The sequence below is a fragment of the uncultured Paracoccus sp. genome (genome assembly GCF_937873615.1).
Taxonomy (GTDB): domain Bacteria; phylum Pseudomonadota; class Alphaproteobacteria; order Rhodobacterales; family Rhodobacteraceae; genus Paracoccus.
In genome coordinates this window covers 78623-95127 of sequence record NZ_CALMYP010000065.1, presented here as the reverse complement: position 1 = coordinate 95127, position 16505 = coordinate 78623, and the positions used below count along the sequence as shown (strand labels likewise).

Annotated in this window: 17 protein-coding genes; 6 read left to right on the top strand and 11 right to left on the bottom strand. The window is 65.7% G+C overall.

Annotation, left to right across the window (positions count from 1 at the left end; genetic code table 11):
- The first annotated feature begins 65 nt into the window (after positions 1-65).
- The 5 genes from Q0330_RS15545 to Q0330_RS15525 all read left to right on the top strand — a co-directional run bounded on the left by Q0330_RS15545 (position 66) and on the right by Q0330_RS15525 (position 5531).
- Positions 66-536, top strand: a complete 471-nt coding sequence (locus Q0330_RS15545; RefSeq protein WP_299481427.1) for a MarR family transcriptional regulator — start codon at positions 66-68, stop codon at positions 534-536.
- 165 nt (positions 537-701) lie between these two features.
- Positions 702-1874, top strand: coding sequence for a thiolase family protein (locus Q0330_RS15540; RefSeq protein WP_299481424.1), 1173 nt, complete (start codon positions 702-704; stop codon positions 1872-1874).
- Positions 1871-3121, top strand: a complete 1251-nt coding sequence (locus Q0330_RS15535) for an SDR family NAD(P)-dependent oxidoreductase (protein WP_299481421.1) — start codon at positions 1871-1873, stop codon at positions 3119-3121. Before Q0330_RS15540 ends, Q0330_RS15535 begins: the two co-directional genes overlap by 4 nt.
- Before the next feature lie 15 nt (positions 3122-3136).
- Complete coding sequence (locus Q0330_RS15530) at positions 3137-3910, top strand: cyclase family protein (RefSeq protein WP_299481418.1); 774 nt, start codon at positions 3137-3139, stop codon at positions 3908-3910.
- Positions 3911-3929: 19 nt separating this feature from the next.
- The gene (locus Q0330_RS15525) at positions 3930-5531 is read left to right on the top strand and encodes an ATP-dependent acyl-CoA ligase (RefSeq protein ID WP_299481415.1); all 1602 of its coding nucleotides are present in this window, start codon (positions 3930-3932) and stop codon (positions 5529-5531) included.
- A 140-nt stretch (positions 5532-5671) separates the two neighbouring features.
- Here Q0330_RS15525 and Q0330_RS15520 read toward each other — a convergent pair whose 3' ends face one another.
- Complete coding sequence (locus tag Q0330_RS15520; protein ID WP_299481412.1) at positions 5672-6217, bottom strand: cupin domain-containing protein; 546 nt, start codon at positions 6215-6217, stop codon at positions 5672-5674.
- A 149-nt stretch (positions 6218-6366) separates the two neighbouring features.
- Between Q0330_RS15520 and hisD the strand changes: the two genes are divergently transcribed.
- Positions 6367-7647: a histidinol dehydrogenase gene (hisD, locus tag Q0330_RS15515; RefSeq protein ID WP_299481409.1), complete on the top strand. Its 1281-nt coding sequence runs from the start codon at positions 6367-6369 to the stop codon at positions 7645-7647.
- Here the strand turns inward: hisD and Q0330_RS15510 are convergent.
- The 10 genes from Q0330_RS15510 to Q0330_RS15465 all read right to left on the bottom strand — a co-directional run bounded on the left by Q0330_RS15510 (position 7635) and on the right by Q0330_RS15465 (position 16505).
- The gene (locus tag Q0330_RS15510) at positions 7635-8987 is read right to left on the bottom strand and encodes an amidase (RefSeq protein WP_299481406.1); all 1353 of its coding nucleotides are present in this window, start codon (positions 8985-8987) and stop codon (positions 7635-7637) included. The genes hisD and Q0330_RS15510 overlap by 13 nt on opposite strands.
- Entirely contained in the window at positions 8974-9129 is a 156-nt protein-coding gene (locus Q0330_RS15505) for a hypothetical protein (protein ID WP_299481402.1), read from the bottom strand. The genes Q0330_RS15510 and Q0330_RS15505 overlap by 14 nt, the downstream gene beginning before the upstream one ends.
- A gap of 1 nt (position 9130) precedes the next feature.
- Positions 9131-9826, bottom strand: a complete 696-nt coding sequence (locus Q0330_RS15500) for an RraA family protein (RefSeq protein ID WP_299481399.1) — start codon at positions 9824-9826, stop codon at positions 9131-9133.
- A complete protein-coding gene (locus Q0330_RS15495) occupies positions 9826-10518 on the bottom strand; it encodes an alpha/beta fold hydrolase (protein ID WP_299481396.1) in 693 nt (230 codons plus the stop codon). Before Q0330_RS15495 ends, Q0330_RS15500 begins: the two co-directional genes overlap by 1 nt.
- Positions 10515-11636 carry a cobalamin-independent methionine synthase II family protein gene (locus Q0330_RS15490; protein WP_299481393.1) on the bottom strand — a complete coding sequence of 374 codons (1122 nt, stop codon included), beginning with the start codon at positions 11634-11636 and terminating at the stop codon, positions 10515-10517. Before Q0330_RS15490 ends, Q0330_RS15495 begins: the two co-directional genes overlap by 4 nt.
- A 45-nt stretch (positions 11637-11681) precedes the next feature.
- A complete protein-coding gene (locus Q0330_RS15485) occupies positions 11682-12647 on the bottom strand; it encodes a cupin domain-containing protein (protein WP_299481390.1) in 966 nt (321 codons plus the stop codon).
- Positions 12648-12785: 138 nt separating this feature from the next.
- A complete protein-coding gene (locus tag Q0330_RS15480) occupies positions 12786-13754 on the bottom strand; it encodes an ester cyclase (RefSeq protein WP_299481387.1) in 969 nt (322 codons plus the stop codon).
- Entirely contained in the window at positions 13751-14722 is a 972-nt protein-coding gene (locus Q0330_RS15475; RefSeq protein ID WP_299481384.1) for an ester cyclase, read from the bottom strand. The genes Q0330_RS15480 and Q0330_RS15475 overlap by 4 nt, the downstream gene beginning before the upstream one ends.
- Complete coding sequence (locus Q0330_RS15470; RefSeq protein ID WP_299481381.1) at positions 14719-15741, bottom strand: LacI family DNA-binding transcriptional regulator; 1023 nt, start codon at positions 15739-15741, stop codon at positions 14719-14721. Before Q0330_RS15470 ends, Q0330_RS15475 begins: the two co-directional genes overlap by 4 nt.
- Positions 15741-16505, bottom strand: coding sequence for an SDR family oxidoreductase (locus tag Q0330_RS15465; RefSeq protein ID WP_299481378.1), 765 nt, complete (start codon positions 16503-16505; stop codon positions 15741-15743). Before Q0330_RS15465 ends, Q0330_RS15470 begins: the two co-directional genes overlap by 1 nt.

Here is a 16505-nt window from a genome sequence, read left to right as displayed (position 1 = left end):
TACCATAGGTTGTATTATGGTTTTTGAGATACCAAATAGCTTTCGTCGCCGTCTTGGAGGTCCACATGAACGCGGTTCAATCCCCTGCTGCCGAACTGTCCAGGCCGGTCGCCCGGCTCGATTCGATGCCGTCCTTCATGCTCAATCATATCGTCCACCGTTATCATCAGGTTCTTCAGGGGCGTATGCGCCCGGCGGGAATTTCCGCGTTGAAGATGCGGATCATCATTTCATTGCAAACCTTCGGCAGTCTCACGGTGACAGAACTGTGCATCTGGGCCATTGCCGAACAACCTACCATGAGTCGCGCGCTCGACAGCCTTGAGGCGCAGGGGTTGATTGCGCGCCAGCCAAGCGAAACCGACAATCGTCTGCGCCTGATAAACCTGACCCTTGCGGGGGAAGGGATGTTTGATCGCATTTACCCCGAGATCACGCGAGTCAACGACTCGCTTGTCCAGGGATTGAGTGCCGATCAACGAGAGGTGCTTACGGCTTCGCTGCGGCGAATGCTCGTCAATCTTCAGGCGGTCTGAACAGAACTCTACCTGTGGTTTTGTCTGGCTCGCAGAATCAAAATGCTTGCCTTGGATGATTATACATGAATAATCATCTTTAAGGTCGGCGGCACGGTGCCGCTGCCTGTGTGTGCAGGAGGGCGGCGTGATCGCGGTGGGATTGATGTGCGGGCGACTGGCGGCATGAATGCGCGCCAATCCTATGAGGGTGTGGCGCTGGTGGCGCCGGCCTCGACCGAGTATCGGCGCTACTCCATCGAAACCGCGCATTGGTGGATTGCGACCGCGCTTCGGCAGGCGCTCGATGTCGCAGGGCTGCGTCCGGCCGATCTCGACGGGCTATCGCTGGCCAGCTTCACGTTGTTTCCCGACAGCGCCGTCGGGCTGACCCAGCATCTGGGGCTTTGCCCGCGCTGGCTCGATCACATCCCGATGGGCGGTGCGGCGGGCATCGTCGCGCTGCGCCGCGCGGCCCGGGCGGTGCAGGCAGGCGATGCCAGCATTGTCGCCTGCGTGGCCGGGGACACCAATCAGATCGACAGCTTCCGGCAACTTCTTTCCAGCTTCTCGCGCTTCGCCACCGATGCCGCCTATCCCTATGGCTATGGCGGTCCGAATGCGAATTTCGCGCTGCTGACCGACCGTTACATGCAGGAATGCGGCGCCACGCGCGAGGATTTCGGCCGCATCTGCGTCTCGCAGCGCCAGAACGCGCTGAAAAGCCCGCGCGCGGTGATGAAGAAGCCGCTGAGCATGGAGCAATATCTCGCCGCCCGCCCGATCGCCGATCCGATCGCGCTGTTCGACTGCGTCATGCCTTGCGCCGGGGCCGAGGCATTCCTGGTCATGCCGGTCGAAGAGGCCGAGCGTCGCAACCTTCCCTATGCCACCATCGCCGGAGCCATCGAGCGCCACAATGCCCATGCGGAAGATCCCATTCAGCTGCGCGGCGGCTGGACCATGGATATCGACGAACTTTATGCGCAGGCGGGCTGCGGGCCGGCGGATATCGACCTGCTGCAGACCTATGATGACTATCCGGTGATCTCGATGATGCAGATCGAGGATCTGGGCTTCTGCGCAAAGGGCGAGGCCCCGCGCTTCGTCCGCGAGCATGACCTGACCACCACCGGGGACTTCCCGCATAACACCTCGGGCGGGCAGTTGTCCGGCGGGCAGGCAGGTGCGGCGGGCGGCTTCATCGGCCTGGTCGAGGCGATTCGGCAGGTCACCGGCACTGCCGGCGGCACCCAGGTTGCGGGCGCGCGCCGGGCCATGGTCTCGGGCTTTGGCATGATAAATTATGACCGCGGTCTTTGCACCGGCGCGGCCATTCTGGAAGGGGCAGGCGCATGACTGAACCGCTGAAGTCGCCGCCAAAGAAGAACCCGCAGCTGCGCACAAGCGCGCCCACGCTGCCGCCGACCATGCGCAGCCGTGCGGCCATGGGCCTGACCGCCGCCGCTGCCGAGGGTCGGTTCATGCTGCAGGTCTGTGCCGATTGCGGCACGGTGCTTTACCCGGCGCGCGATGCCTGCAGCAGATGCCTGTCGACCGACCTGCACTGGCAGGAGGTTTCGCCCAAAGGCAGGCTTCTGGCCGAGACCACGGTGCGGACCTCGACCAATCTCTATTTCCGCGAGCGCGCGCCGTGGCGGACCGGAACGGTCCAGCTGGATGTCGGGCCGGTCATCATCTGTCATGTCCATGGCGATGTCGAACGGAACGGGCGGGTGGTGTTGTGGAACCGGCTTGACCGTGCCGGGCAGGGTGTTCTCATCGCCATGCCCGAGCAGCCGACCCCGAATATGGAGGACGATCCGCAATTGCGTGCCATGACCTCGGACCCGAAACATCGCCGCGTGCTGATCGCCGATGCGCGCAGCGAAAACGCCGCCGCCATCGCCCGCGCCCTGAAAAAGGCCGGCGCCGGCCAGGTCTTCATCGGTGAGGCCGAAGCCTGGCGCCCGAACCCGATGCGCGCGGTGCTGGAGGATATTCCGGGGGTGCAGATCCTGCCGCTCGATGTGACCGATACGCGCAGCGTGGCAGAACTGGCCGGAGAGATCGGCGGCAAGGTCGATATCCTGATCAACAATGCCCGCTTCCTGCGTCCGGGCGGGGCGCTGTCGCGCGGCGATACCGTCTTCGCCCAGCAGGAGATGGAGGTGAATTACCTCGGTCTCATGCGGCTGGCGCAGGCATTCGGGCCGGGCATGTGCGCGCGCACGGCGGATGGGGTCAACTCGGCCGTGGCCTGGGTCAATATCCTGTCGGCCCATGCGCTTGTCAGCCTGCCGGAACTCGGTGGCTTTTCGGCCTCGCAGGCGGCGGCCCTCTCGCTGAGCCAGAGCCTGCGGGCAGAGTTTCGGGCTAGTGGGCTGAGGGTGATGAACGTCTTCATCGGCCCGACCGAGGATGACTGGCACCAGCCTTTGCCGCCGCCCAAGGTGCCGCCAGAGGCACTGGCGCGCGACCTCGTCGCCGGGCTGCAGGCGGGGCTTGAGGATGTCTATTGCGGCGATGTCGCGCGCGACCTGATCGAGAGGTTCCGCGCCGGCGCCAAGGTGCTGGAACGCGAAATGACCACCGGACAAGGCTGAGGAGCGTCGTTACCCATGAGCACTCTTTCCGAACTGACGGCCAGGCTCGCCACCGGCGCGGTGCAGGTGGTGGACCTGACCCATACGCTTGACCCGGATTTCCCGGTCATCGTCCTGCCGCCGGAATTCGGCCAATGCGCGCCCTTCCGGATCGAGGAGATCAGTGCCTATGACCATCGCGGCCCGGCCTGGAAATGGAACAATATCTCGATGGGCGAGCATACCGGCACGCATTTCGACGCGCCGAGCCACTGGATTTCCGGCCGCGACGTGCCCAACGGTGCCGTGGACGAGATCGACCCGGCAATGCTGGTCGGCCCGGTCGTGGTCATAGACTGCTCGGAAGGGACTGCCGGGAATGACGATTTCGAACTGACGCCTCAGATCATCCTCGACTGGGAAGCGCGGCACGGTCTCATCCCCGCCGGGTCATGGGTGCTGATGCGGACCGACTGGTCGAAGCGCAGCGGTGCGGCCTATCTCAACATGAAGGATGACGGCCCCCATTCGCCCGGCCCGACGCCGGAAGCGATCCGGCTTCTGGTGCATGAGCGCGAGATTCGCGGCTTCGGCACCGAATGTATCGGCACCGATGCCGGGCAGGGGGCGCATTACACGCCACCTTATCCGGCCCATTTCACCCTGCACGGCGCCGGGCGCTATGGGCTGCAATGCCTGCGCAATCTCGACCTGCTGCCGCCGACCGGCGCGGTGCTGATCGCGCCGCCGCTGAAGATCAAGGGTGGCACCGGTAGTCCTTTGCGCGTGCTGGCACTTGTCGAAAATTGAACGGAACAGGACGGCAGCGATGAATGCGATTACGGATTTGAAGCAGGAATTTGCCCCGGCCATGCGGGTGCTGCCCAAGCTGCTGGAAGCGCGCGCCGCGCAATTCGGCGATGCGCCCCTGTTCAGCTGCGGCGATCTGCATCTGAGCTATCGCGACATGCAGCAGGCCGCCGCCCGTGTCGCCGGTGCGCTCATGGGGGCCGGTATTGCCACCGGCGACCGTGTCGCCATCCTGTGCAGCAACCGGGCCGAGTTCATGCCGCTGTTTCTGGGTTGCGGCTGGATGGGCGCGGTCTCGGTGCCGATCAACACCGCCTCGCGCGGGTTCCAGTTGCAGCACATCCTGTCGAATTCCGGCGCGAAGCTGCTGGTGATCGAAGACAGGCTGCTTGACGTGCTGGACGGGCTGGACCTCGGCAAGCTCGACATCGCCCGGCTCTGGGTCATCGGCGGGGGCGCGCTGCCGGACCTGCCCGGTATGGCGGTCGAGCATCTGCCTCAGTCAGGGACCGAGGCCGAGCCGGCGCCGCTTCGTCCCGACAGCCCGCTGACCATCCTTTATACCTCGGGCACCACCGGACCGTCCAAGGGCGTCGTCTGCCCGCATGCGCAGTTCTTCTGGTGGGGCGTCTATACCGGGCATATGCTGGGTCTCAGGCGGGGCGATGTGCTGCACACGCCGCTGCCGCTTTTTCATACCAATGCGCTCAACTGCTTCTTCCAGGCGCTCCTGCATGGCTGCCGGCAGGTGGTCGAGCCGCGTTTCTCGGTCTCAGGGTTCTGGCCGGCCATGGCGCGGTCGGGCGCGACCGTGACCTATGTGCTCGGCGCCATGGTGCCGATGCTGCTGTCCCGCCCCGAGGCCGAAGACGAGCGCGCCCATTCCATCCGCGTGGCCCTTGCCCCCGGCGTGCCCGCCCCCGCCGCCGAAGCCTTTACCCGGCGCACCGGCGTGGTGCTGCTGGACGCTTACGGGGCTACTGAGAGCAATGCCGTGATCGGCTCGACCATGGAAACGGTCAAGCCGGGCTGGATGGGCAAGCTTCTGGACGGGTTCGAGGCCATGATCGTGGACGAGGCCGACAACCCGCTGCCCGATGGCGAGGCCGGAGAGCTGGTGATCCGTGCCGATGAACCTTTCGCCATGTCGCTCGGCTATTTCGGGATGCCGGAAAAGACAGTCGAGGCCTGGCGCAATCTCTGGCTGCATACCGGCGACCGGCTGGTCCGCGCCGGGGACGGCTATTACCGCTTCCTCGACCGCATGAAGGACACGATCCGGCGACGGGGCGAGAACATCTCCTCCTACGAGGTCGAGCAGGTTCTGTCCGCCCATCCCGGCATTGCCGAGGTGGTGGTCTTCCCGGTCGCCTCGGACCTGGCCGAAGATGAGGTGATGAGCGCCATCGTTCTGCATGACGGTGCCGCGCTGACCCATGAGGAGGTCATCCGCCATTGCGAGGGCAAGATGGCCTATTTCGCGGTCCCGCGTTACGTCGAGTTCATGTCCGAACTGCCCAAGACCGCCAATGGCAAGATCCAGAAATTCCGCCTGCGTGAACGTGGGCTGAGCGCCGCGACCTGGGACCGAGAGGCCGCCGGGATCACCGTCAAGCGCTAGGGCAGGTTCTTCCAGATGGGCCTTGCCCGCGCCGGTTGCGCCGGCTTCATCGCCTCGGCGTTGGCTGCGGCCCGTGACAAGCAAACTGCTCGCCGCTGGCCGGAATCCCTCCGGTGTCGGGCTTGGCGTAAAGGCCCTACTCAATAGGATGGCGGGGAAATCGCGCTGACGACCTCGGCCTTGCCGGTCCCGGTGTTACGGAAGCGATGCGGTTCGCGGCTGTCGAAATAATAGCCGTCGCCGGCCCGCAACTCGCGGCTTTGACCGCCCACGGTGACTTCGACCCTGCCAGAAACGACATAGCCCGCTTCCTGCGCGACATGGGACAGGACCTCGCCGCTATCGGCACCGGGGGCATAGGTTTCCTTCAGGAACTGGAAGCTGCGATAGGGGTGGTTCAGCCCGATCAGGCGGTAGGAAATCGTTTCGGGATTGCCGATCTCTGGCAGGTCGCGGGCCGGGTAGAACGGGCTGCCGCCCCCGTCGCGCAACCCACCCAGAAACTCCGCCAGCCGGCTGCCAAGCGCATCCAGAATCGCCTGCAACGTGTCGATGCTTGGGCTGATCGCGTCACGCTCGATCATCGAAATGGTCGTATGCGACACGCCCGAGCGGATCGCGAGTTCGCGCATGCTGAGTTGCCGACGTTGGCGCAGGGCTTTCAGGTCTTTGCCGATCTTGGCCATTATATATGCCGATGGATGGTAATCACGGTAAAATTCTATTGCATGGATAGGTATTGGTTGGAAAGGATAGTTTCCATACCGCTTCAACCTCCTAGGCGTTTTCCGCCGTTGCGCTAAGCTTTCGCCAACCCATTCGAAGGAGGTTCACGATGACCCAGATTCCCGGCGTCAGCCATCTGAAAGCCCCGGCCCGAAGCGCCGCCTCGGATAACGCGCCTGTGGCTGAAACCGTCACGCAGGTTCTGGCCCGCGTCCGGGCCGAGGGCGATGCCGCCGTGCGCGAGTATTCGCAGCGTTTCGACAAGGCCAATCTGGACCGGTTCGAGGTCTCCACCGAGGAACGCGAGGCCGCCGTGGCCGCTCTCGACCCGCAGACCCGCGCGGATACCGAGTTTGCCATTGCCAATGTCCGTGCCTTCGCCGAGGCGCAATTCGCCACCATCGGCACGCTGGACGATTTCCAGCCCCGCCCCGGGGTGCATATGGGCCATCGCGTCATCCCGCTGCAACGTGTCGGCTGCTATGTGCCGGGCGGGCGTTATCCGCTTCTCTCGGCGCCGATCATGACCATCGTGCCGGCCAAGGTCGCGGGCGTGGATGAGGTCATCGCCTGCCTGCCGCCCAATGCGCATGAGGCGATGATTGCCGGCTGTCACCTGTCGGGCGCGGATCGCATCTTCCGCATCGGCGGTGCGCAGGCCATCGCCGCCATGGCCTATGGCACCGAGAGCGTGCCGCGCGTCGACAAGATCGTCGGCCCCGGCAATGCCTTCGTGAACGAGGCCAAGCGGCAGGTTTTCGGCCCCGTCGGTATCGACCAACTGGCCGGCCCCTCCGAGATCTACATCCTCGCCGACGAAACCGGCGATGCCGAGATGCTGGCGACCGACCTGCTGGCCCAGGCCGAGCATGACGTGCGCACCCGTGTCGGCCTGATCACCACCGATGCGGCACTGGCCCGAGCGGTTCTGGCCGAGGTCGAGGCGCAGCTTCAGACCCTCTCCACCGCCGAAACCGCCGGGGCGGCCTGGCGCGACTATGGCGAGATCGCCGTTTGTGCCGATGAGGCCGCCATGCTAGCCTATTCCGATGTGATCGCCGCCGAGCACCTGCAAATCCACACCAGCGATCCGCAGGCGACGGCGGGTAAGCTGCGCAATTACGGCTCGCTCTTCATCGGGCCGCTGGCGAGCGTCGTCTATTCCGACAAATGCGCCGGCACGAACCACACGCTGCCGACCATGGCCGCCGGGCGCTATACCGGCGGGCTTTGGGTCGGGGCCTATGTGAAGGTGGTGACGCATCAATGGCTGACGCCGGAAGGGGTGAAGCAGGTCGCACCGCCCGCCGTGCGCCAGAGCGCCAGCGAAGGGCTGGAAGGCCACCGTCGCGCCGCCGCCCTGCGGTTGGAGCGGCTTCAGGCAAAATAGGGGCGTTGGGCTGAATGATCGGTCGCGGCTTCGAAACCCGCGCCGATCCGGCAGATCGTCGGCTCGGCGTGTTTCGCGCCGACGATCTGCATCCCCAGCGGCAGCCCCCCTGAAAAACCTATGGGCAGCGACAGGGCCGGATGGCCGGTCAGGTTGAAGGGCAGCGTGCGCATCGCCGTCCACACGGTTTCCTCGCCCATGAAAGCCGCAACCGGCGGGGCGGGGGCGAGCGTGGTGGGGGCGATGATCGCGTCGTGATCGGCCAGGGCCGTGTCGATGTCCTGGGCGATCCGCTGGCCTGCAACCTTCGCGCGGGCGACATCTTCGGGCGTCAGACCGGCGCCGGCCGCGAGGCTCTGGCGGGGTTGGCGACCGTAGAGGTCGAACTGGTCGCGTAGCCCCTCGCGATGGGTTTCCAGCGCCTCGGCATGTAGGATCACGGCGCCTGCGGCTTCGGCCAGGGCGTAATCCGGCATCGGGATCAAGGCGATCCGCGCGCCCAGCATGGACAGGGTCGAGGCCGCATCGTCCATCGCCGCGATCAGATCGGGGGCGGCCTCGGGATCATGCGCAAACCAGTCGCGGGCATAGCCGATGCGCAACCCCTTGAGACCCATGCCAAGCGCGGCAGAGGCACCGCATTCCGGTGCCATCGCGTCCAGCATCAGCGCGGCTTCGGCCACACTGGCGGCCATCGCGCCGAGATGGTCGAGGCTGGGCGACAGCGGAAACACGCCCTGCATCGGCACCAGCCCCCAGGTCGGCTTCAACCCGGTAATCCCGCAATAGGCCGCCGGGCTGCGCACCGACCCGCCGGTATCGGTGCCGAGCGCCAGCCGCACCAACCCGCCCGCCACAGCCGAGGCCGAGCCGGAGGAGGAGCCGCCGGTGATGTGATCCGCCGACCATGGATTCACGGCGGGCGGATAGGCGGCGTCGAAACTTGGGCCGGTCAGGGCGAATTCATAGGTGGCGGCGCGTCCGATGGGGATGGCACCCGCCGCGCGCAGGCGGGCGATGACTGCCGCGTCGTGGCGGGCGACCTGTCCGGCGAAGCGGCGGCTGCCGCAGCTGTTCACAGCGCCTTCCATGTCGATCAGGTCCTTGACCGCGAAGGGGATGCCGTGAAGCGGGCCTTTGTCCTGGCCCTCGCGTAACTCGCGGTCGGCGGTCACGGCGGCATCCAACGCGGCTTTGGCACCGATGCCGACCATGGCGTTCAGCGCCGGGTTGCGGGCGGCGATGCGGTCCAGATGCGCCTCGATCAACTCGGTCACGCGCAATTCGCCCCGGCGCAGGGCTGCGGCGATCTCGGGGATGGGGCGGTCAGCGGGGTGCATCGGCGTCCTTTGCCTTCAGCAATGATGCGGCAGCTTCAAGGCTGACGAAAACCCGCAACGCCGCCGCATTGTCGCGCGGGTCGAGCGCCAGCCCGGCCCGTTTCAGTGCGGCATCGAAGCGGGCCTGCGCATCATCGGCCATTTCAGGTCCGGGCCTTCTCGAAGGCGGTCCAGGCGGCCTCGAAAGCGGCGAAGTCGAAGCCTTCGGTGCGCGCGGGTTCCAGCACCAGCTTTTCCGTTTCCAGCAGCTTGCGGATCGCTTCGGCCAATTGCGGGATCACCTCGGGCGGGATCACCAGGGCACCGTGGCGGTCGGCATGGATCAGGTCGCCCTCGGCCACGGTCAGGCCGAAGACGCGGACCGGCTGACCGATGGTTTTCACATGAACGTAACCGTGGCTCGGCCCGACCGAGCCGGCAATGACCGGATAGCCCTTCGGCAGATCGCCCAGATCGCGCACCACGCCGTTGGTCAGGGTGCCGGCAAGACCGAAGCCCTTGTGCACGGTGGTGTTGATCTCTCCCCAATAGGCGCCGATGGCATTGGGGTAATCCACATCCTCGACCACGGCGATGGCGGGTTTCGGTGCCGTCGCCATGTAGCGGTAATAATCCATGCGCCGGGCGCGGATCACCTCGGGCGGTTCGGTCGGCGGTGCTATGGCCGACAGGCTGGCGGTGCGGGCGAGGCCCACCACCGCACCCGCCTCGGGCTCGGTGCAGATCACCGTGCCACGGGTGAAGCGGTCGAAACCGCGCCGCCCCTGCGCGACCTCGATGGCGTTGCAGACGGTCGGGGTATCGACCGATTTCAGCAGGTCGAGAAGAGCGTTATCCATCATGCCTCCAGCCAGCGGGCGAGTGCCGCCGTAGTCGTTTCAGGTTGTTCCAGCACCGGAAGATGCCCGGCGCCGTCGATGATTTCCAGTGTCGAGCCGGGGATCAGCCCGTGCATCAATTCGTGCCGTTCGATGGGGCAAAGCCGGTCCTCGCGCCCGCAGAGGACCAGCGTCGGCACGCTGACCCCGCGCAGCACCTCCTGCCGGTCCGGTCGGTCGCGCAAGGCGCGGGACTGGTTGATGAAAACACCGGGACCGAGGTCCATCGCCATCTCCATGCACAGATCCAGAACCGCCTGCTTGCCCGGCCCTTCGGTCAGGTAATTCGGCTTCATCTCGTCGCGCATCACCTCGTGCAGGTGGCCCTGTTGTGCCGCCTCGATCTGGGGGGCGCGGCGGGCCTGAACCTCGGGCAGTTCGGCGCGGGGATTGGTGTCGAGAAGCGCCAGCCTTTCGACGCGTTCGGGCGCCCGCGCCATGATCTCCATGGCGAGGATCCCGCCCATGGAAAGGCCAGCCAGCGCGAAACGGGGCGGGGCATGGGCCAGCACCTCTGCTGCCAGGGCGGCCATGCTGTCATGCCCGCCGATGGGCGGCAGATGAATGGCGCGGCTCAGCCCGAAGGCGGCGATCTGCGGGCCGAACAGGCGGCCATCGCACATCATTCCGGGCAGCAGGACCAGCGGTGTCACGATGCCAGCGCCGCCCCTTCGGCCATCGCCTTCAGCTTGGCATAGGCGATGTCGGGATCGACTGCGCCGAAGCCCGCGAAGGTGCCGAAGCCGCAATCCGAACCGGCAATGACGCGGTCCTGGCCGACGATCTCGGTGAAGCGGGTCAGGCGTTGCGCGACCAGTTCCGGGTGCTCGACGAAATTCGTCGTGGTGTCGACCACGCCCGGTACCAGCACCTTGTCGTCGGGAATGTCGGCGCGGCGGTCGCGGAAGGTTGCCCATTCATGGCCGTGGCGCGGGTTCGAGGTTTCGAACAGCACATAGCGCGCCCGCGCCGACATCAGCGTGTCGAACATCTGCGCCATGGGAATGTCGCAGACATGCGGGCCCTCGTAATTGCCCCAGCAGATATGGATGCGCACCTTTTCGGGCGGAATATCGGACAGGGCATGGTTCAGCGCCTCGACATGGCTCGCCGCGACCTTCACGAATTCGGCGTCGCTGAGGTCGGTGAACAGCATATGCCGCGACAGCGCCAGATCGGGGCAGTCCAGTTGCAGGTCCAGACCCGAGGCGACGATGGTCTCGTACTCCGCCTTCATCGCATCGGCGAGCGCGGCCAGATAGGCGTCTCGTGTCGGATAAAAATCGTTCTGCAGGAACAGAGAGATCACCCCCGGCGAGGCTGCGTTCATGAAGCCGCGTTCGGCCCCATGTTCGGCCATCGCGGCCTTCAGATTGGCGATGTCCTTGTCCAGTTCTCCCTGACCCTTCGACTTCACCTCGCCCACGCACATCGGGCGGGCATATTGCGGGGTGCCGCCGGATTCGGCGATGCGCTTCAGGAAGCTGGGGAACAGTTTCAGATCGGCGGGGGCGTTCCTCGGGCTGTCGCCGTCGAAGCCTGTATAGCGATCCTTCACATAGGTCGCATAGCTGATCTTCGATGTCTCGCCGTCCGAGACGATATCGACCCCGGCCTCGACCTGCTTGCGCACGGTCTCGGACACGGCGCGGGTCATCGCGGCATCGAAGGCGGGTGCGTCATAGGGCGTGCCATGCTCGCGGGCGAAGATGAAATCGACGACCTCCTGATTGCGGGGAAGGCTGCCGACATGGGTGGTCAGGATGGTCATGGTGTCCTCCGAGGAGCGGGGCGCCAAAGGGCGCCCCGGACAGGATCAGGGTTTCCAGGTCAGGCCGGCCGGATCGGCGGTGCCGACCGTGCGATAAAGCGCGGATTCGCCGGTCATTGAGGGGGCGAGGGCATATTCCAGCCCCTCCGGCACGCTCATCGTGTCGCCGGGGGCGAGCGTGGCGCTGCCATCGGCCCAGGTCACTTTCCAATGCCCGCGCACCGGCATCAGCACGGCGGGAACATCGTGGCGCTGTTTTGCGTCGCTGGGGGTTTTCTCGGTCAGGAAATCGACCTCGAATCCCGGCTTGTCGCGCAGTTTCGCATTCTCGCCGATGACCCTGGCCGGTTGCCTGTCGGCAAGCGCCACCAGATCCCAATAGCGGGCGATGTAATGCGGCACGACATCGGCGGTCGTGGGTTCGGGGAAGGCTTTCAACTGCGCATCCGTCAGCAGCGGCATCGGTGCCACGCCTTTGGGCAGGGACTGGCCCTTCTTGCTGTCATAGAGCTTGCCCTGCTCGGACAGGATCAGCCCGTGATCCTTGGCATCCTCGATCACCTGCGGCGCCCAGATCACGCCGCCGCCGGCATCGTCGCCGCCGAGGATCGCCATGATCATGCCGTAATCGGTGCCGATATTCTCGAACCCGCGGAAGATGCCGGTCGGGATGTTGAAGATGTCGCCTTCCTCCAGCACGACTTCGCCGGCATTGCCCCAGCGACCCCAGAAGAAGCGCCACCGGCCCTTGAGGACGAAGAAGACCTCGGCGGTGCGGTGCGAATGCAGGCTGTTGCGGCATTTCGGCGGCTGGCCGGCGGCGCCGATATTGAACCCGTGCGGGATCGAGATATGGACGTGCTGATCCGGGCTTTCGCTGACCCCGCCGCCGATGATGGTGAAGTTTTCCTTCTGGTCCGATCCCGGCGTATGGGCGTCGATGAAGGCGGTCTTGCAGGGTTGCAGGTCGCCATAGCGGACGATGCGGTTTTCCATTTCCTGAGGTGTCATGTCTTTGTTCCGTAACTGAAAAATATGTTTTGGACGGTCAGGAAAGCGTGGCCGGCGGCGGATGCGGGTTCAGCCGGCGAGAACGCAGCGCCTGCCGCCAGACATGGAAACGGGAAAGGGCAGGGCTGAGGGGCGCCATCAGAATCCCCCCGTATGCAGGTGGATCTGCTTCCAGATCGCGACCTCGTCGAACAGCGTGAACTCGCGGCGCAGGCCCCAGGGGCCGAACTCGGCATGGGTGAAGCCCATGACGTGAACCGGCGCGCCGCTCGGGTCGCCGAAGCGGCCGAAGCCGTCATGCCGGCCGTCGAGGCTCCAGCGGATCGCGGCGCGGTGGGGCTGCGCGGGGTCCGAGCGGCCGATGACATGGTGGATGCGGAACTCGGCCGACGGGAAGGCCGAGCGCAGGCGCATCCAGATCGCCTCGGCATTCTGCCAGCCCCAGCCGCCGATGCCGCCGGCATGTTCGATGCGGATGGCGCGGTCGTATTCGGCGCGGATCGCGCTGATATTCTTGGACATGATCCGGGTCAGGATGTCGGCCAGCCGCTGCCCCCATTCGCTGTCATTGCCGCGCGCAAGATATGGGCCGGGCCGGTCCTGATCGGGGGTGAAAGGACGGGCCGCAGCATCCGGCCCGCCCTCGGCCAGGATCCGGGCGCGGGCGTAATCCGACGGGTCATGACCCAGTTGCCGGGCCTGATCGCCGGTATCATAGGCCAGCCATTCGTCGTCGATGACCTCATCCAGGACCGAGCAATCGGCGATGCAGCGCACGGTGAAACGCCGGCCTGTGGGCGGCCCCCAGACGCCATGCCCGCTATGGGTGCCGGTGATGACGCTGCGATGCGAGGACAGGTAACGGCCACCCGGATCGCCGGCCCAGATCACATCTTCGCCCAATATCTCAAGGTCAGGGAAAGCGGCCATCTTGGCCAGCGTGTCGTTGATGACCGCGCCATTGCCGATCTTCATGCCGCCGGCATTGCGCATGATCATCTCGGGCGCATAGGCGGTCTCCAGCAGCGAGATGCCGCGATCCTCCCAGATGTCACGGGTGATGCCGAGGATATAGCTGGTCGGATCGGGATAGCGCGGCGTGCTCATGCGGTCCCCGCTTGCAGCAATATCTGCTTCCAGATGGCGATCTCGTCGTAAAGCGCGGTCTCGCGGCGCAGCCCCCATGGCCCGTATTCGGCATGAGAGATGCCCATTACATGCACCCGCGCCCCGGTGGGCCGGCCAAAGGCGCCCCAGCCGTCATGGGTGCCGTCAAGGCTCCACCGGATCGCGGCACGGGGCGACAGCATATCGGCATCCATGCCGATCTGGTGGTGGATCTCGAACCGGGCCGAGGGGAAGGAGGAGCGCAGGCCCAACCAGAAATCGGCGATACCGTCACGTCCGATCACCGTCCGGGCGCCGGGATAATGGCCCATGGCGGCGCGGTCATAGCTGGTCAGGATATGGTTGAAATCCGTGTCCATCACCCGACGCAGGTCATCGGCATAGCGCTGACCCCATTCATTCGCATTGCCGCGCCCATGATAGCCGCCATCGACATCGTCTTCGGGCCGGAAAGGGTGGGTCGCGCCGTCCGGCCCGCCTTCTGCCGCGATCAGGTCGCGGGTGAATTGCAGCGGGTCGAGCCCGAGCTGGCGGACGATACCGCCATAATCGCGCACCAGCCATTCGTCATAGATCGCCTCGCCCTTCGCCGCGCAATCGGCGATGACGCGCACCGTCCATTTGCGCCCGGTGGCCGGGCCGAACTGGCCATCGCGCAGATGCGTGCCCATGCTGATCAGCCGGTGCGAGGACAGATGCCCCGCCTGCGGATCGTTGGACCAGATCACATCCTCGGCCAGCAGGCTGCGGTCGGGGAACTCATGGATCGTGCCCATCGTCGCGGCGATCACCGCCTGGTTCCCGCGCGATACGCCCATGGGAGAGCGCACGGGAATATCGGGCGCGTAATAGCGGTTCAGCGTCTCGACGCCGCGATCTTCCCAGATCTCCCGGGTGATGCCGATGATGTAATCGGGGAAATCCTGCCAGCGTTCATAGGCGCTCATGCGGGCCATCCTTCGGGTATGCGGGCCGATCCGCGCAGGATCAGCGGGCCGTCGATTTCGATGCGGCGGGGCTTTTGCGCGGGGTCCTCGATCTTGGCGAGGATGGTTTCCACGGTCGCCGTGACCATGCGGTTCACCGGCTGGCGGATCGTGGTCAGATCGAAGGCCGGCCATGCCGACAGCGGCACATCGTCATAGCCGACGATGGACACATCGCCCGGAACCGACAGCCCCAATTCGCTGCGCAGCACATCCATCACCGCGAAGGCCATATGGTCATTGCCGACGAAGATCGCGTCCGGCGGCGCGGCCATGGCCATCATCTGCCGTGCGGCTTCAGCCGCGCCGTCGCGCGCATACATGCCGTCGATCACCGCCACCGGTTCGCGTCCGGCAGCGGCAAGCGCGTCGAGGAAACCCCTCTGCCGGTCGCGCCCGGTCGAAGCCCCCTGCCAGCCGGCGATATGGGCGATGCGCTCATGCCCGCCGGCGATCAGGAATTCCGCCACCTTGGCCCCGCCAAGCACATTGGCCGAGGTCACGGCGGAATGGGACTGCCCGTCCTGATCGCGGTTGAACAGCACCACCGGAATGCCCGCCGCCGCACAGCGTTCCGACAGGTCATGCGTCATCGCCACCGAGGCCGCGATGATCCCGTCGACCTGATAATCCATCAGCTCCTGAATGACCTCGGCAACCTGGCTTTCAGAGTTCTCGGCCATGAAGATCAGGATGTGATAGCCTTCGGCCTGCAGGGCGCGGGACAGGTTCTCGATGGCGATGGGATAGAACTGGTTTTCCAGATAGGCGACCACCAGCCCGATGATCCGCGACCGACCCGTGATCAGCGAGCGCGCCAGCACATTGGGCCGGTATCCCAGCTCTGCCGCCGCCGCGCGCACCTTCTTGGCCATCGCCTGCGAGACCGAGGCACCGGGCGTGAATACCCGGCTGACCGCCGATTGGCTGACACCTGCCAGCTTCGCCACGTCCTGCGATGTCACCTTCTCGTTTGCCATCAGTCCGCCGTCCATCCGCCATCGACCATCAGCGCCGTCCCCGTCACCAGCGACGAGGCATCGGACGCCAGATAGGCGACCGCGCCCATGATATCCTCGACCTCGCCGACGCGGCCGAGCTTGATCTTCTCCTCGATCCAGGCCACCCGCTCGGGGTTGTCGAAGGTCGATGCGGTCAGCGGCGTGCGGATGAAGGTCGGGCAGACGGTATTGATCCGCACCCGGTCGCGGCCCCATTCGATGGCCATGGATTTCACCATGCCTTCAAGCGCGTGTTTCGAGGCGCAATAGACCGCCCGGTCGATGCCGCCGACATGGCCCATCTGGCTGGAGACATGGATGATCGAGCCGCCCTTGCCCGCCGCGATCATCTTGCGCGCCGCACCGGTGGACAGGAAATAGGCCGCGCGCAGGTTCAGCGCCATGACTGCGTCGAAATCCTGCGGCAGCGTCTCAAGCGCCGCCGAGTGTCGCGCCAGCCCGGCAGAGTTGACCACCACGTCAAAGGCCGGCTGTGCCTCAAGTGCGGCACCAAGCGCATCGAGATCGGCCATGTCGAGCGGCAGCGCCTCGGCGCTGTCGCCACGGGCGTTGATCTCATCGACCACGGCCTGCAGCCGGTCGGCCCCGCGCGCCGCGCAGACCACATGCGCGCCCATTTCCGCCAGGGCCGAGGCGCAGGCGGCGCCGATGCCCGAGGACGCGCCGGTGACAAGCGCGCGGCGCTCCTCCAGCCGGAAGGACGGGGTCTTTGGCAGGCTCAT

Bases quoted from the DNA above. Each gene is read 5' to 3' on its own strand.
- Q0330_RS15470 (WP_299481381.1), bottom strand. From the start codon at position 15,741: ATGGCAAACGAGAAGGTGACATCGCAGGACGTGGCGAAGCTGGCAGGT.
- Q0330_RS15510 (WP_299481406.1), bottom strand. From the start codon at position 8,987: ATGCACCCCGCTGACCGCCCCATCCCCGAGATCGCCGCAGCCCTGCGC.
- Q0330_RS15525 (WP_299481415.1), top strand. From the start codon at position 3,930: ATGAATGCGATTACGGATTTGAAGCAGGAATTTGCCCCGGCCATGCGG.
- Q0330_RS15500 (WP_299481399.1), bottom strand. From the start codon at position 9,826: ATGGATAACGCTCTTCTCGACCTGCTGAAATCGGTCGATACCCCGACC.
- Q0330_RS15465 (WP_299481378.1), bottom strand. From the start codon at position 16,505: ATGAGCCTGCCAAAGACCCCGTCCTTCCGGCTGGAGGAGCGCCGCGCG.
- Q0330_RS15535 (WP_299481421.1), top strand. From the start codon at position 1,871: ATGACTGAACCGCTGAAGTCGCCGCCAAAGAAGAACCCGCAGCTGCGC.
- Q0330_RS15475 (WP_299481384.1), bottom strand. From the start codon at position 14,722: ATGAGCGCCTATGAACGCTGGCAGGATTTCCCCGATTACATCATCGGC.
- Q0330_RS15530 (WP_299481418.1), top strand. From the start codon at position 3,137: ATGAGCACTCTTTCCGAACTGACGGCCAGGCTCGCCACCGGCGCGGTG.
- Q0330_RS15520 (WP_299481412.1), bottom strand. From the start codon at position 6,217: ATGGCCAAGATCGGCAAAGACCTGAAAGCCCTGCGCCAACGTCGGCAA.
- Q0330_RS15480 (WP_299481387.1), bottom strand. From the start codon at position 13,754: ATGAGCACGCCGCGCTATCCCGATCCGACCAGCTATATCCTCGGCATC.
- Q0330_RS15485 (WP_299481390.1), bottom strand. From the start codon at position 12,647: ATGACACCTCAGGAAATGGAAAACCGCATCGTCCGCTATGGCGACCTG.
- Q0330_RS15540 (WP_299481424.1), top strand. From the start codon at position 702: ATGAATGCGCGCCAATCCTATGAGGGTGTGGCGCTGGTGGCGCCGGCC.
- hisD (WP_299481409.1), top strand. From the start codon at position 6,367: ATGACCCAGATTCCCGGCGTCAGCCATCTGAAAGCCCCGGCCCGAAGC.
- Q0330_RS15505 (WP_299481402.1), bottom strand. From the start codon at position 9,129: ATGGCCGATGATGCGCAGGCCCGCTTCGATGCCGCACTGAAACGGGCC.
- Q0330_RS15490 (WP_299481393.1), bottom strand. From the start codon at position 11,636: ATGACCATCCTGACCACCCATGTCGGCAGCCTTCCCCGCAATCAGGAG.
- Q0330_RS15545 (WP_299481427.1), top strand. From the start codon at position 66: ATGAACGCGGTTCAATCCCCTGCTGCCGAACTGTCCAGGCCGGTCGCC.